We start from the raw sequence: 14,150 nt of genomic DNA on the forward strand, positions 1-14,150 counted from the left end.
CGTCCGTTCGTTTTTTTGCCTTGCAGTTTCTTGACTTCCCTGGGAGAGGGCCGGAGTTCCATTCGCGCATCTGCGGAGTATTATTTTTCAGGCACTATACTGCTGTGGAAGTACCGGTAAAAACGCTGATACCCCAGTATACTGCGCAATCACGGCTTGTGCGCGACGTAACCCAGGGTGACTGAGATCTGGTTCGCAGTCTGAACCAGATCTTCCTGCCAGTCATCCTGCAGCCGATCGGCGGGGGCGGAAATCGACAAGCCGGCTATCAATTTCCCGCTGTCATCCCGGATGCCGGCGGCCATGCAGCGCACCCCGAGTTCGAGTTCTTCATTGTCGCGGGCATAGCCGCGTGCGCGTACCAGGCTCAGTTCACGCTCCAGTTTTCCCAGGTCGGTAATTGAATTTTTGTTGTGGCCGGTCAGGCCGGTGCGGGTGGCGTAGGCGCGTACGGCCTTGGGGTCGTCCACCGACAGGAAAAGCTTGCCGGTCGAGGTCAGATGCAGCGGGGCGCGTCCGCCGATGGCGCGTACCACTTGCATGCCGGAACGTTCGGAAAATGCCCGATCGATATAGACGATTTCATCGCCTTGCCGCACCGACAGGTTGATGGTTTGTTGGGTCTTGCGGTGCAGGGCACGCATGAAATCCAGCGCCGCCTCGCGCACGCTCAGGCGGCTCTTGACGATATTGCCCAGTTCCAGCAGGCGCATGCCAAGGCGATAGGAGCCCGGCTCGGCACGGTCCACAAAGCGGGTCACGACCATGTCGTTGAGGATGCGATGTGCAGTCGACGGATGCAATCCGGTCATTTTGGAGAGTTCCTTGAGGCTAACCGGGTCCGGGTAATGGGCCAGCGCATCAAGCAGCGAGATCATGCGTTCGATTACCTGAATTGAGGTTTTGCTTTCAGTGGAGATTGCTTCGCTTTTCATTATTCATTGGATACATCGGAATCCTCCTTTATACCACAATGTGAAAAGCGTCGCGCGGAGAAGCGAAAATATTCTTGTGAAATGGTATAAATTATTTCATCAACCGGCGCCGTGGCGTTTCCGTTTTCACGCGTCATAATAGGGCATGTCAAAAATTAAACGGGAGCAGTCAATGCGTATCGGATTATTTGTAACCTGCCTGGTCGACATGATGCGGCCCGAAATCGGTTTTTCCACGCTGAAGCTGCTGGAATCGAATGGCTGCGAGGTGGTGGTGCCCGATCTGCAGACCTGTTGCGGCCAGCCCGGCTATAACTCCGGCGACCGCCAGTCGGCGCGTGCGCTGGCCGAGAAATTTCTGAACGAATTCGAAGGTTTCGAATATGTGGTGATTCCGTCCGGCTCCTGCGGCGGCATGGTCAAGATCCATTATGCAGATCTGTTTTCCGACGCTCCCGACCTGCGCGCACGCATGCGCAAGCTGGAACCGCGGATTTTCGAACTGACCGACTTTCTGGCCAATGTACTGAAAATATCGACTCTGCCGCCTTCCAGCTTCAAGGGTAATGTCACTTATCACGATTCCTGCTGCGGCCTGCGCGAACTGGGCGTGCAGGCGCAGCCGCGCGCGCTGCTCGGTCAGTTGCCCGGCGTGCAGCTGACCGAGATGAAGGACAGTACCGCCTGCTGCGGCTTCGGCGGCACCTTCGCCATCAAGTACGGCAACATCTCCAGCGCCATCGTGGATGAGAAGTGCGCGAATATTCATGACTCCGGCGCCGATGCGGTAGTGCTGGGCGACCTCGGCTGCATGCTGAATATCGAAGGGCGGCTGCGCCGCACCGGCGACGACAAGACCCGCGTCTTGCACGTGGCGCAAGTGCTGGCCGGCGATTGCTAAACAGCAGAAAGACCACACCATGCAAATCCAATCGATGCATTTCAAGGCCCGCGCCGGGCAACGCCTGGCCGACGTGCGCTTGCAAAACAACCTGAAAAAACTGTCGACCAAGTTCGTCACCGGCCGCGCCTCGGGGATCACCGAGCTGGACGATTTCGAGGGCACGCGCGACGCCGCCATCGACATGCGCATGCGCGCCATCGAAAACCTCGATGTCTGGCTGGAGACTTTTGAGAAAGAAGCGACCCGCCGCGGCGCTACCGTGCTGTACGCGGAAAGCGCCGAAGATGCATCGCGCCTGGTGGTCGAAATCGCCCGCAGGCACGAGGTAAAAAAAGCCATCAAGTCGAAATCGATGGTGTCGGAGGAAATGGCTCTGAACCAGGCGCTGGAAGCCGCCGGCGTGCAGCCGATCGAAACCGATCTGGGCGAATACATCCTGCAGATCAACGGCAACGAAGCGCCGTCGCACATCATCGCGCCGGTGGTGCACAAGGACAAGGAAGAGATTTCAGACCTGTTCGCGCGGGTCCACAACAGGCCGCGCCTGACGGATATTCCAGCCATGACGCGCGAGGCGCGCGAAATCCTGCGCCCGCAGTTTTTGTCGGCCGACATGGGTATTACCGGCGGCAATTTCATCATCGCCGAAACCGGATCGGTCGCGATCGTCACCAATGAGGGTAACGAAGGCATGTGCACGATTTTGCCGCCGAAAGTGCACGTGGTGGTGACCGGCATCGAAAAGGTATTGCCGACGCTGGAAGACCTGGCCACCGTGATGCGCCTGCTGCCGCGTTCTGCCACCGGCCAGTCGATTTCGAATTATTTTTCCCTGCTCACCGGCCCGCGCGCAGCAGGCGAGCAGGACGGCCCGGAACACATGTATTTCGTGCTGGTCGATGGCGGCCGCACCGGCCTGATCGGCGGCGAGTTCCAGGACATGCTGCGCTGCATTCGCTGCGGCGCCTGCATGAACCATTGCCCGGTGTACCAGAAAATCGGCGGTCACAGCTATGGCTGGGTGTATCCGGGGCCGATGGGCAGCGTGCTGACGCCGGCCTATGTCGGGATCGAAAATGCGCTCGACCTGCCGCAGGCGTCGACCCTGTGCGGCGAGTGCCACGTGGTGTGCCCGGTGAAAATCCCGTTGCCGGACCTGATGCGCAAATTGCGCGAAGAGCAGTTTGCGCTTGAATTGCGGCCGCCGTTGGAGCGCCTTGGTTTGAAGGTGTGGGCGTATTTCGCCAAACGTCCGGCCCTGTATGGCCTGACGACCAGAATCGGGGTGCGGGTGATGCGCATCATGGGTGGGCGTAATAAATCGATTTCCACGCTGCCGCTGGCCAGCGGCTGGAGCAACTATCGCGACATGCCGGCGCCATCCGGCAAGACGTTTCGCGAGCTGTACAAGGAGCGGCTCAAGTAGCATAAGCCGTGGCGGGCCTGTGTACGGTCAGTCACTATTTGAATATATGCGGAGTATGTCATTTAACACGGCATTTTCCGCATATGTTTGCTGTAGTAAACTAAAATACAGAACCCAGTATATTTATATTACTTGCAGCATGATTTTGCCGATGTGTGTGCTCGATTCCATCAGGCTGTGCGCCTGCGCGGCCTGCGCCAGCGGGAAGGTCTGGAAGATCACCGGCTTGATGGCGCCGGATTCGAGCAGCGGCCAGACCCGTTGCTGCAGGTTTTTCGCAATTGCGGCCTTGAAGGCGACCGGGCGCGGGCGCAACGTCGAGCCGGAAATCGTCAGGCGGCGCCGCAATATTTGCCCCAGGTCGACATTGTTGGCTTTGGAGCCGCCCAGCAGGGCAATCAGGCCGATGCGGCCGTCGTCGGCCAGGCAGCCGATTTCGCGCGCCACATAATCGCCGCCCACCATGTCGAGGATCACGTCGACACCTTTGCCGTCGGTCAATTGCTTGACGGCAGCAGCAAAGTCCTCGGTCTTGTAATTGATGCCGCGCTCGGCGCCCAGCGTTTCGCAGGCGCGGCACTTGTCGTCGCTGCCGGCGGTGGCGAAAACCCGGTGCCCGAGCGCGCTGGCGATCTGCAGTGCCGCCACGCCGATGCCGGAAGTACCGCCCTGGACCAGCAGGGTTTCGCCGGCGCCCAGGCGGGCACGGTCGAAAACGTTGCTCCAGACGGTAAAGAAGGTTTCCGGCAGGGAGGCCGCCTGCAGCGGACTCAAGCCCTTCGGCAGCGGCAGGCATTGTCCTGCCGGCGCCACGCAATACTCGGCGTAACCGCCGCCCTGCACCAGTGCGCACACCATGTCGCCGTGCAGCAACGCGCTGCCGCTGACATCGCCGCCGACGATTTCTCCCGCCACTTCCAGCCCTGGCAGGTCGGATGCGCCGGCCGGCACCGGGTAGTGGCCGGTTCTTTGCAATACATCCGGTCGATTCACGCCGGCCGCGTGGACCTTGATCAATACTTCGCCGGCTTGCGGCGTGGGGATCGGGCGCTGGCAGATTTGCAGCACATCGGGCGCGCCGTACTGAGTGATTTCAATCGCTTGCATGGAAGTTCCTTGGTCGAAAACTTATTATAGAAGGAACTTGCCGGCGCTGCGAGTGCGGCAATGATAGCTGGCCGGGCATCGCATGGGCAAAAAAAAGCCCGCTGATAAAAGCGGACCTAAATCCATATCTAGGAGGAGATATAGAGGAGACAATTTCATTATGCTGCATCGCGATATGAGGCGCAAATTTTAATTGTGCATATCAATTATTCTTAATTCTGATATCTCGAAAATCGAGCCCAGACCGTCGAGTGCGCCAGTTATAGGCAAATCGCGGATAAAAAAAGCCCGCTGATGAAAGCGGGCTTAAATCCATATCTAGGAGGAGATACAGAGGAGACAGACACATTATGCTGCGCTACCAGATATAGTGCAAATTTTAAATGCTCATATTGATTATTAGTTTTTGTAATATCTTGTGCGGATTCGTGTCGCTTGTCAGTTGCGTCGCCATATCAGCAACTGGTTGTTGGCAGGCATCTTGTGATCTGCCTGCAGCGCCAGGCCTTGTGCTGCAGCCAATGCATTGATCGCTTCGAAGTCGCGAATCCCCATGTGGGCCGCTTGCGCGCGCAGCATGGCATCGAATTCTGCGTTGCTCGGGCTGCTGAAGTGGCAGTTGTAGTTGAACGGGCCGTAGATGCAGAGCAGGCCGTGTTGCGGCAGCAGGCGGCCGATGCCGGCAAACATTGCTTCGACTTCCGGCCACGCCATGATGTGGCAGGTGTTGGCGGAAAATACCGCATCGAACGACCCTGTCGGCCAGTCCGGCTGGCTGACCGATAGCGTGAGCGGCGGCATGACGTTCGGCAACCGCGCCTCCCTTTGCCAAGCGACGATGCTGGGATGATTCTGCGGCAGGTCGCTGCTGTGCCAGACCAGATGTGGCATGGCAGCGCCGAAATACACCGCGTGCTGGCCGGTGCCGCTGCCGATTTCAAGCACATGCGTGCTGTTTTTCAGAATGTGTTGCAGCAGCGTACAGATAGGCGCGCTGTTGCGTGCGCAGGCGGCGGAAAATTGCTTGGGCATGATGGCGGTCGATCGGAGTCGGGAGCTGACCAGTGTAGCCGTGAAGTGCGAGGGGCGCTGTATGGCGGCCTGAAAAACAAAAAGAGCTGTCGGAGACAGCTCTTTTTTTAACTTGGTCGGAGTACAAGGATTCGAACCTTGGACCCCCTGGTCCCAAACCAGGTGCGCTACCGGGCTGCGCCACACTCCGAAGAGGAAGGATCATAACCGGTTATTTGCAACAGGTCAACCGCTGAATCGCCGCCGGGTGCAAATGGCCTGAGATGACGTAGTCAAGGCGCGCTAGTCGAAGCGGTTGCTGCGCGTCATTTTGCGCCGTTCGGATGGAAGATGGCCGCCGCCGCCGGGTACAGCGAGATCAGCAAGCGTACTGCGCAAATGGTTAGCACGGTCTCGATCTCTTGCGTGATGCGGCCGATGTCATCGGCTGACTTGCCGAGCGCCCAGATGGACCGAATCTCGGTGCGATGGGTGCTGACGATATTGGCTACGGTTTTCTGCCAGAAGGTTGGGTGCTCGCTTTGTGCGAAATCGCCCCGTCCACGGCCGAAATGCGCCACCGCCAGGTAGCGCAGCAGAGCCGAGCGCACCAGGCCTTCGTAAAACTCGGCCGACCAGTGGATCGTTGGCGTTTTCCCTTTGACCAGGTTGTAGCCATGCGCCAGGCCGCCGGCGCTTAATGCGCCGGTGATGCCGCCGGCGACCATGCCGCCGCCGAGAGTCATGCCGCCGGCGGCGATGTCGGCGGCCAAGCCGCCCAAGGCACCGGACAACAGGCCGCCGAGGATTGCGGCGGTGTTGGTGTCGAGCGGCATGTTGGCGACGTAATCGTCGTGCAGGCGCTGCAATACCTGTTGCGCGTCATGGCCCTGGAGCCCGTGACGCTGGATCAGCCGATCCGTGGCGCCATGGATATCGGCATCCAGCCGCTCTGCCATCCTTTGCATCGCGGCATCCTTATCGGACAGCCTATTGTGACTGAAGGATTTTATGAGCCCGCGAATCTTGCTGGCCCAGGATGGATTGCTGAGCGCTTCGCGGTCGCACGCGGTGCGTGCCAGTTGCGCGGCGAGGGTCGTCATCGCATCATGAAAACAAGACAGGCTTTGCTTGCGCCAGACGTCGCTCAGGGTCTCGAAGGCGCTTTGCTTGTCTGCCTGCAGCAGGCCGGCGACAGTGTCGAGCAATACCGCCTCCTGCACCCAGCAGCGGGCAAAGGCGTCCAGCGTCAGTACGGCGCGCAGGATAGTAAAGCGCTGCAGATGGGTGTGCCATTTTTGCTCTTCCTGCCCATCCCGATCGCCTTCCGACGGCGGACCGATCTGGTTCAGCAGCAGCACCACCGGTTTGCCGATCCAGCTCAGGATTTGCATCTCCATATCGACATATGCGGCGTCTTGCGGGTCTTCGCAGGCATTGATCAGATACAGGATCACGTCGGCCTGTTCGCGCGCGTTGCGCATCGCTTGCTGGCTGCACCATAGTGGACGGTCGGCAAAGCGGTCCCAGACTTGGGACATGACCCAGCCGACCGGATTGCCAGACATTTTCAGCCGGCGCAGCAGGCGCGCGGTATCGCCAAAGCCGGGCGTATCCCACAGTAACAGGGAGTCGCCCTGTCTGGTGCTCAGCATCGGATAGGCCTGGGCCAGATCGGTCACATGGGCGGCGTCGCGCACTTCGCCGACGTCGCGCCCCAGCAACGTGCGCGCTAGCGTGGTTTTGCCGCTATTGGTGTGCGAGATCAGGCTGAGGTTGATGGTGCTGCCGGTGTTGTTTTTATGGTTATCGGTCATTGTCATCCCTGTTGCAAAACAATGTTTTGTAGTTGCGCCCGGACGCTGTCGGCAGCGTCATTGTCAGCGCCGAGGTCAAGCGCCAGCAGTTGCGCCTGATGCTGCTGCAGCATCTGTTGCCAGCCGCGGCGGCGCTCGGCGAGCCGTTCGGCAGCACCGGCCTGACCCGCCAGGCGTTGCCGATAGGGCGCTTCGTCCAGTATCGCCAGTAATTGGGAATGGTCTTTACGTTGCGTCAGCAATCGTTGTATTTCTTCCATCAGAGTGCCGTGGATTTCATGTTCCGGCGTGGCGGCAGCGCTAAACAGCACGATGTGCAGGGCGGCCGGATTTCTTGTATCGCCTGCGGTATCGCCCAGCAGGTCGAGATACTCTTGCTCGCTGCCATACGGCACGGTCGGCGCGAATTCGATGCGGCCGGCCTGGCCCAGTGCACCGTGCAACAGATCGTGCAAGCGCTGCTGGGCCGCTGCAGATGGGTGGTAACTGTAGGGCGTCACGCTTACCAGTCGGCTGGCATCGTTCGGGCCGGCCAGCAGGCGGCGCAGGTAGGGCTCGTCCTGATCCATCAGAGGGAAACGCTGCTGCAGCCGGTAGGCACGGCCGGCGGCGGCAGCGGCCAGCAGCAGGCGCGGCAGGATGATGAAGAGGGTGGCGGTGGCAGCGTACAAGTGTATCCAGCGTGCGGCATTTTCGCCGGTATGCGGGCCGCTCCATTCGATGGCGGCGAGTTCTGCGGCCGTGGCAAGCGGGATGCCGGTCAGCCGTGATGCCGGGCCGAGCACCAGGTGCAGCAGGCGTTCCAGCACGTCGGCATTGAGGAAGGTGCTTTCCCAGCCGGCCAGATACTCCAGCCCGAGACCGCGCAGATACATGCCGCCGAGCGTGCCGGCGGTCAGCAGTGCGGCACTCAAGTGCAGAATGCAGGCGCCACGCTGCGCCATCTGCGGGCCGCTGAAGGCCAGCCAGTCGCGGCCGAAGCGCGCCAGACTGGCATGCAGCGGCGATCCTTTCGGCAGCCGCGTCTGGCTGGAGCCGGAAATGCGGGTCGTGCGGGTGAGCAATTGCGCCAGTGCGGCCGACCTGGTGCGCATGCCGAGCAAGCGGCCCAGCACATTGAGTATCAGCAGCAGATATACCAGGGCATTCCACGCCAGCATCGTCAGCAGCGGCAGCGACAGGATATTGACGCGTCGGCCCGCAGTCATTTCATCGGTCAGCGCGCCGAGCAGGAAGGCGGCCAGCGGCAGTGCCCAGTACAGCCAGTGCGGCCAGCGCGCCAGCAGATCGAACGGCAGCAGTTCCACCCGGCGATTGCTGAGCCGGGCTCGCAGCAGTTCGGCCCGTCCGGCAAGAAAATTCTGCTGCGCAGCGTTAGGAACCCGGCTGCCCGAATCTAGACTTCCGTCCGGCGGAGCTTGCGCGCGTGCGGTCCCGCTGGCCCATTGCCGATCCTCGCGCGGCAAAATGGCGGCATCGGCATCGCATAGTTCAATGGCGCGAATCAGCAATACATTGCGTGCCTGTATTTCTTTCAACGGTGCATTCCTTGGGCTCCGGTTCAAGTTGCCACGATACTGGCGATTGCCGCCCGGCTCCGGCCGGCGCGTTCGGAACAGTCGGCAGGGTATCCAAGCGGTATTTTGCATGAAAACAATACAATATGCAGTATTTTTAATAACCCATTATTTAATTGCGATAATTGCCATAGAAATTGATATACCCGGTTATTTATTATTTATCATCGAGTGTATTCTGGAATTCCGGGACGAAGCAGCAGGGCTCGACGCCGGTCCTCTGCGTTAGCGCGCTTGCCCTCCGATTATCTGGTTGCAGCGGGTTTGAGCAGGCGCAACACGGTCTTGTTTGATGCCACTATTCTTGGCGCGAAGGAGGCAACGCGCCATGCATACACCGATTCAGGGCTTCGCAGACCGTGCGGATGCCGCAGAGCAGCTGGTTGATTGCCTGCAGGCATATCGAGGTTGCAATCCGCTGGTACTCGCGATTCCGCGCGGTGCGGTGCCGATGGGCCGGATCATCGCCGAGCGCCTGGGGGGCGAGTTCGATGTCGTGCTGGTGCGCAAGCTGGGTGCGCCTGGCAATCCTGAATATGCGATCGGTGCGATCGATGAAGCGGGCAACACCACCATGAATCCGGAGGTCGATCCGGGCGACCTTGATCCCGCCAGCCTTGCAGCGGAGCAGCAGCGGCAGATCGCAGTGATGCGAAAACGCCGCAGCACTTACATGCCGCACCGGCCGGCGATCAGTGCGCAGGGGCGCATCGTGCTGGTGGTGGACGACGGTATCGCAACCGGTTCGACCATGATTGCGGCGCTCAAGGCCGTCCGCTTGCAAAACCCGGAAACACTCATTTGCGTCAGTCCTGTCGCGCCTCCCGAGAGTTTGAAGGCGGTGGCGCCCTTCGCCGATGCGGTGGTGTGCCTGCTGACAGTGGCGGATTTCCATGCGGTGAGCCAGTTTTACCGCAATTTTGCAGCGGTCGACGATACCGAGGTGGCTGCGATCCTGCAGCAATCGGCGAGCGCAGTGCAAACAGGCGGTGCTGAAAGAAAACCATCCAAGCTATGATCCTGGCTGCCGGCAAGGACACCCGGCTGCCAGCGTACGCATCAGCATGAAAAATTGTTTTCAAGAAGTACGGTGTGGACCTGCAGTGGCGAGATGCACCATGTAGCGGAACCGGGCTTGTGCCACTGGAACAATGCACGCGGCCGCAGCCAGACATCACGCCCTCAGCTGCCGCACCCGGTGCGCCTGTTTAGCGGTGACCGCGACCGCCTCCTCGACTGCCGCGACCGTCACCGCGAAAGCCGCGATCGCCGCCGGACCGAAAGCCGAAGTTGAAGAATACCGGCGGCCCCACATACACTGGAGCGGCATAGGCGGGAGGCGCGGCATATGCCGGCTGGCCGTAAGGGTCCGCGTCGTAATAGCCGGACGGGTAGCCGGGGCCGTATACCGCGCAGCCGCCCAGGGAGGAGAGTGCGAGAAGGCAAAGTGCCAGGCGTTTAGCTGCTGTTTTCATGGCTGGTTCTCTTGATAAGTGCGGCAATACTGTACTTATCGATGGTGTACGACATCTTTGGCACAGGTGCCTGATTTATAGACAGTTAGTATAATCTTTTAAAATCAAAGCCTTGCAAGCCGGCTCCATAGTTGCACACAAAGTTACCCACAGAAAATGGGGGTAACTTGATCCGTTTGACGCGTCATGACAAGTCCAGTCAAAGGCACTGTGTCAGTCGCGCCAATTCCGTTCATCACGATCATGCTTGTGATGGCGATGTTTCCAATGGTCACGATACTCTTCCCGATAATATCCAGGGCCTCCTTCGATGTAGAGCGGGCTTGGCTGGGTATAGATCACGCGCGGTTGTACATACACCGGGCGCGGTTCGACATAGACTGGTTGCGGCGCGACGTAAACCGGCGCCGGATAGAAGCCCGGAACGCCGAGGTTGATGCCGACGCTGACGTCGGAGCGGGCCAGTACAGGGGAGGCCGCCAGCATCAGACTGGCACAGGTCAGTAATCCTGCTGCAAGTGCGAGAAATTTTTTCACGTTGGTTTCCTTTCGATATGGCTCCATTAAAGGCCGAATCGCCAGGCAGCGCCAGCATCAATGCGTAAGCCCTGTAACAAGTTGTAAGCGCGAAGCCGGATTCGGCCACACGATTGCAAATTTTCAGGCTCAGGCCGGTTTGATAAAGCCGTCATGTGCGGCCGAGAGAATCGCTTCCACCGCAGGATGCTTGATTTTCCTTTCGGTCAGGATGCCGTAGAACTGTTCCTGCACGCCCGGCAATTCCCCGATCGGCACCGCACCGAACTGCGCCTCGATGTCGGTGGCCAGCAACGATGGGGCCGGAAACAGGCCCAGCCCGCTGCGTCCGAAAGTCTTCAGCAGTGCGCTGTCTTCAAATTCGCCGACGATTTCCGGGTGCAGATCGTTGATTTCGAACCACTGGTCGACTTGGCCGCGCACCGCGCTATTGCGCGTCGGCATCAGCAGGGGTGCGCCGTTCAGGCTGGCTGGGAAGTTTTCTCTATATTTCTGCGCCAGCGCCGGAATGCCGAACAGCATGATCGCGCATTCACCCAGCAAATGGCTGAACACACGCAGGCTGGTGCCCGGGCTTACCGGGCGATCGGTCAGCACCAGATCGAGCTTGTGCAGGGCGAGGTCGGCCAGCAACGTTTCGAACTTGCCTTCATAGCACGTCAGCCTGACCTTGTCCGGCATCTGCTGCACCGTTTCCAGCAAGCGATAGGCGACCAGTTTGGGCAGGGCGTCGGAGATGCCTACCGTTAAGCGGATGGTGCGGCCGATATCATTTTCGGCCAGCGCCTCCTGCATCTGTTCGCCGAGCAAAAATATCTGATCGGCGTAACCGAGTGCCATCCGGCCGGCTTCGGTCAGCACCAGCCTGCGGCCTTGCTGGGTTAGCAAGGACTTGCCGATCGCCTGTTCCAGCAGGCTGAGTTGCATGCTGATAGTCTGCACCGCAACCCCGAGCCGCTCGGCGGCGCGCGTGACGCCGCCTTCCTTGGCGACCACCCAAAAGTAGTAGAGATGATGGAAATTTAAGCCGGTTGATTTCATTGTTCTGTTTTTTTGAAGTGATAATCATATTATCTTCGCTTTTTCATGATTGCCAAACCCCCTATCATGAGTTTGTAAATAACAACAGGAGTCCGTAATGAAGCCAGTTATTATTGCCAAGGGTTTGAAAGCACAGCGCGCAATACGCGATTATGCAGCGCGCCGGTTCGATTTCGCACTGAATCGGATCCAGCATAATATACGCGCCGCGACGCTGCGCATCAGCGACAAAGATGGTCCGAAGGGCGGGATCGACAAGCGTTGCTTGGTGCAGTTGAGCGTACCGGGGTTGCCGGATATTGTGGTCACTGAAACGGCGCATAATGTCAATGTGGCAATTGATCGCGCAATCCACCGGGCGGCCTACACGGCGCAACGGCTGTTGGCGCGGGCCAAATCGTTTTCGTACACCAAGCATCACCTTGAATTTGCCTGATATTTATACAAAGGAACTACCATGAACAATCGATTTAATAACCTGCGTAGCAATATGGCATCGGCGTCGTCGGCCACCACGGTACTGGATGCTTCGGCGCATCGGGTACTGCGCAACACTTATATGTTGCTTTCCTTGTGCCTGGCCTTCAGCGCGCTCACAGCCGGGTTGTCGGTCGCTATGGGCTTGCCGCATCCGGGCCTGATCATCACGATGGTGGGTTACTTCGGATTGCTGTTCCTGGTCACCAAGTACCGCGATAGCGGCGCCGGCGTCGCCTTGGTATTCGCCTTGACCGGCTTCATGGGCTACACGCTGGGGCCGATCATCAGCCACTACCTGAAGCTGCCGAACGGCGGCGAGATCGTGATGATGGCGATGGGCGGCACTGCATCCATCTTCCTGGCGCTGTCGGCCTATGCGCTGGTGTCCAAGCGGGATTTTTCCTTCATGGGCAGCTTTTTGTCGGTTGGCATTCTGGTAGCTTTCCTGGCCGGGCTGGCAGGCATCTTCCTGCAGGTTCCTGCACTGTCGCTGACGGTATCGGCGGTCTTCGTTTTGCTGATGTCGGGCCTGATCCTGTACCAGACCAGCGAGATCATTCGCGGCGGCGAGACCAACTATGTGATGGCCACGGTGACATTGTTCGTGACCATTTTCAACCTGTTCACCAGCCTGCTGCAGTTGCTTGGCTTTGCCGGTAGCAGCGACTGACGTAACCGGGCTCTCTTATTAACCTTCACCTGCCGCCGCTTGTTATCAAGCGGCGGTTTTGCTCCGAAACATGAAATCACAATTCTCCTATTTCACCGGCTCCTTCCTGTTTTGCCTGGTCGCGGTCGTTCTGGCCTATTTCATAGGCGGCCCGAAGGCGTCCGTCACCGTCGTGTTCCTGACGGTTCTGGAGACTTCGCTGTCGTTTGATAACGCGGTCGTCAATGCCGGCATCCTCAATGGCTGGAACGCGGTCTGGCGCCGCCGCTTCCTGGTCTGGGGCATCCTGGTTGCGGTGTTCGGCATGCGGCTGGTGTTCCCGCTGGTGATCGTCGGCGTGGCCGGCCATGTCGGGCCGATCACGGCGCTCGACATGGCAATCAATGCGCCGGTGGAGTACAGCCGGATATTGAGTTCCGCGCATCATCAGATCGCCGCGTTCGGCGGCACCTTCCTGATGATGGTGTTTTTCAGCTTTTTTGTCGCAACCCACAAGACCGAGCACTGGCTCAGCTTGATCGAAAAGCCGATGACCCGGCTGGGCAAGATGGAGGCGATTGAAGCGGCGCTGACGTTGTTGGTATTGCTTGCCGCCGCCAGCATGCTGGATGCGGACCGGCGCGGTGAATTCATCGAGGCCGGCATCTGGGGCATCGTGACATACGTGTTTGCCAAGGGCGCCGCGGCACTCATGGGCGGGGCGGACGAAGGTGCGGCCCAGCATGTGGTCAAGCAGGGTGTTGGCGGTTTTCTGTACCTGGAACTGATCGATGCCAGCTTTTCCTTCGATGGCGTGATTGGCGCTTTTGCGTTGACCAACAATCTGTTCATCATCGCGCTGGGGCTCGGAGCGGGTGCGATGTTCGTGCGCAGTTTCACCCTGCTGCTGGTCGAAAACGGCACCCTGACGCGCTTTCGCTACCTGGAACACGGGGCATTCTGGGCCATCGGCGCACTGGCCGTGCTGATGCTGGTCGGCGTCACCGCGCATATCTCGGAGGCGGTCACCGGCACCTTGGGGGCACTGCTGATCGTGGCATCGCTGGCAAGCTCGATCCTTGCCAACCGGAAGAGTGTGGAGCTGAAATAGCGGTTTTGCTGCCTTACTTTAATCTGTGTAGGGTATTTTTTTACATGGCAATGAATACATGCTGGAAATAGCTATTTTTT

At 59.2% G+C, this 14,150-nt stretch carries 14 protein-coding genes and 1 tRNA gene; 6 read left to right on the forward strand and 9 right to left on the reverse strand.

The features are described 5' to 3' along the window. Positions 1-149: 149 nt before the first annotated feature. Positions 150-935, reverse strand: a complete 786-nt coding sequence (locus tag HMCN_RS0114310) for an IclR family transcriptional regulator (RefSeq protein ID WP_025918027.1) — start codon at positions 933-935, stop codon at positions 150-152. 172 nt (positions 936-1,107) lie between these two features. Between HMCN_RS0114310 and HMCN_RS0114315 the strand changes: the two genes are divergently transcribed. Continuing rightward, positions 1,108-1,836 carry a (Fe-S)-binding protein gene (locus HMCN_RS0114315; RefSeq protein ID WP_025918028.1) on the forward strand — a complete coding sequence of 243 codons (729 nt, stop codon included), beginning with the start codon at positions 1,108-1,110 and terminating at the stop codon, positions 1,834-1,836. 19 nt (positions 1,837-1,855) lie between these two features. Further along, complete coding sequence (locus HMCN_RS0114320) at positions 1,856-3,265, forward strand: LutB/LldF family L-lactate oxidation iron-sulfur protein (RefSeq protein ID WP_025918029.1); 1,410 nt, start codon at positions 1,856-1,858, stop codon at positions 3,263-3,265. A gap of 123 nt (positions 3,266-3,388) precedes the next feature. On the opposite strand, the gene HMCN_RS0114325 is transcribed toward HMCN_RS0114320, so the two are convergent. The 5 genes from HMCN_RS0114325 to HMCN_RS0114345 form a co-directional block, all read right to left on the reverse strand. After that, on the reverse strand, positions 3,389-4,372 hold the full coding sequence (locus HMCN_RS0114325; protein ID WP_025918030.1) for an NAD(P)H-quinone oxidoreductase: 984 nt from the start codon (positions 4,370-4,372) through the stop codon (positions 3,389-3,391). Between the two features lie 438 nt (positions 4,373-4,810). Further along, positions 4,811-5,404: a DUF938 domain-containing protein gene (locus tag HMCN_RS0114330; protein ID WP_025918031.1), complete on the reverse strand. Its 594-nt coding sequence runs from the start codon at positions 5,402-5,404 to the stop codon at positions 4,811-4,813. A 113-nt stretch (positions 5,405-5,517) separates the two neighbouring features. Continuing rightward, a tRNA-Pro gene (locus HMCN_RS0114335) sits at positions 5,518-5,594 on the reverse strand. Between the two features lie 115 nt (positions 5,595-5,709). Further along, positions 5,710-7,200: a DUF3482 domain-containing protein gene (locus tag HMCN_RS0114340; RefSeq protein ID WP_035627270.1), complete on the reverse strand. Its 1,491-nt coding sequence runs from the start codon at positions 7,198-7,200 to the stop codon at positions 5,710-5,712. A gap of 2 nt (positions 7,201-7,202) precedes the next feature. Beyond that, positions 7,203-8,738: a DUF2868 domain-containing protein gene (locus HMCN_RS0114345; RefSeq protein WP_025918033.1), complete on the reverse strand. Its 1,536-nt coding sequence runs from the start codon at positions 8,736-8,738 to the stop codon at positions 7,203-7,205. 367 nt (positions 8,739-9,105) lie between these two features. On the opposite strand from HMCN_RS0114345, the gene HMCN_RS0114350 reads away from it, so the two are divergent. Further along, a complete protein-coding gene (locus HMCN_RS0114350) occupies positions 9,106-9,795 on the forward strand; it encodes a phosphoribosyltransferase (RefSeq protein ID WP_025918034.1) in 690 nt (229 codons plus the stop codon). 190 nt (positions 9,796-9,985) lie between these two features. Here the strand turns inward: HMCN_RS0114350 and HMCN_RS18850 are convergent, their stop codons facing one another. The 3 genes from HMCN_RS18850 to nhaR form a co-directional block, all read right to left on the reverse strand. Next, positions 9,986-10,252, reverse strand: coding sequence for a hypothetical protein (locus tag HMCN_RS18850; RefSeq protein ID WP_081801529.1), 267 nt, complete (start codon positions 10,250-10,252; stop codon positions 9,986-9,988). A gap of 213 nt (positions 10,253-10,465) precedes the next feature. Continuing rightward, a complete protein-coding gene (locus HMCN_RS18855; RefSeq protein ID WP_081801530.1) occupies positions 10,466-10,789 on the reverse strand; it encodes a PXPV repeat protein in 324 nt (107 codons plus the stop codon). Positions 10,790-10,918: 129 nt separating this feature from the next. Further along, positions 10,919-11,830 carry a transcriptional activator NhaR gene (gene nhaR, locus HMCN_RS0114365; RefSeq protein ID WP_025918036.1) on the reverse strand — a complete coding sequence of 304 codons (912 nt, stop codon included), beginning with the start codon at positions 11,828-11,830 and terminating at the stop codon, positions 10,919-10,921. A gap of 97 nt (positions 11,831-11,927) precedes the next feature. Here nhaR and HMCN_RS0114370 point away from each other — a divergent pair, with 97 nt between their 5' ends. The 3 genes from HMCN_RS0114370 to HMCN_RS0114380 all read left to right on the forward strand — a co-directional run bounded on the left by HMCN_RS0114370 (position 11,928) and on the right by HMCN_RS0114380 (position 14,070). Beyond that, positions 11,928-12,266, forward strand: a complete 339-nt coding sequence (locus HMCN_RS0114370; RefSeq protein WP_025918037.1) for an HPF/RaiA family ribosome-associated protein — start codon at positions 11,928-11,930, stop codon at positions 12,264-12,266. 21 nt (positions 12,267-12,287) lie between these two features. After that, positions 12,288-12,980: a Bax inhibitor-1/YccA family protein gene (locus HMCN_RS0114375; protein ID WP_035627280.1), complete on the forward strand. Its 693-nt coding sequence runs from the start codon at positions 12,288-12,290 to the stop codon at positions 12,978-12,980. Between the two features lie 70 nt (positions 12,981-13,050). Continuing rightward, complete coding sequence (locus HMCN_RS0114380; protein ID WP_025918039.1) at positions 13,051-14,070, forward strand: DUF475 domain-containing protein; 1,020 nt, start codon at positions 13,051-13,053, stop codon at positions 14,068-14,070. The last annotated feature ends 80 nt before the right edge of the window (positions 14,071-14,150 follow it).

It is taken from the genome of Herminiimonas sp. CN (assembly GCF_000622895.1).
Lineage (GTDB): Bacteria > Pseudomonadota > Gammaproteobacteria > Burkholderiales > Burkholderiaceae_D > AVCC01.

Coding starts and splice junctions, on each gene's coding strand:
- HMCN_RS0114320 (WP_025918029.1), top strand. CDS start 1,856: ATGCAAATCCAATCGATGCATTTCAAGGCCCGCGCCGGGCAACGCCTG.
- HMCN_RS0114315 (WP_025918028.1), top strand. CDS start 1,108: ATGCGTATCGGATTATTTGTAACCTGCCTGGTCGACATGATGCGGCCC.
- HMCN_RS0114330 (WP_025918031.1), bottom strand. CDS start 5,404: ATGCCCAAGCAATTTTCCGCCGCCTGCGCACGCAACAGCGCGCCTATC.
- HMCN_RS0114350 (WP_025918034.1), top strand. CDS start 9,106: ATGCATACACCGATTCAGGGCTTCGCAGACCGTGCGGATGCCGCAGAG.
- HMCN_RS0114325 (WP_025918030.1), bottom strand. CDS start 4,372: ATGCAAGCGATTGAAATCACTCAGTACGGCGCGCCCGATGTGCTGCAA.
- HMCN_RS18850 (WP_081801529.1), bottom strand. CDS start 10,252: ATGAAAACAGCAGCTAAACGCCTGGCACTTTGCCTTCTCGCACTCTCC.
- HMCN_RS0114310 (WP_025918027.1), bottom strand. CDS start 935: ATGAAAAGCGAAGCAATCTCCACTGAAAGCAAAACCTCAATTCAGGTA.
- HMCN_RS0114375 (WP_035627280.1), top strand. CDS start 12,288: ATGAACAATCGATTTAATAACCTGCGTAGCAATATGGCATCGGCGTCG.
- HMCN_RS0114380 (WP_025918039.1), top strand. CDS start 13,051: ATGAAATCACAATTCTCCTATTTCACCGGCTCCTTCCTGTTTTGCCTG.
- HMCN_RS0114340 (WP_035627270.1), bottom strand. CDS start 7,200: ATGACCGATAACCATAAAAACAACACCGGCAGCACCATCAACCTCAGC.
- HMCN_RS0114370 (WP_025918037.1), top strand. CDS start 11,928: ATGAAGCCAGTTATTATTGCCAAGGGTTTGAAAGCACAGCGCGCAATA.
- nhaR (WP_025918036.1), bottom strand. CDS start 11,830: ATGAAATCAACCGGCTTAAATTTCCATCATCTCTACTACTTTTGGGTG.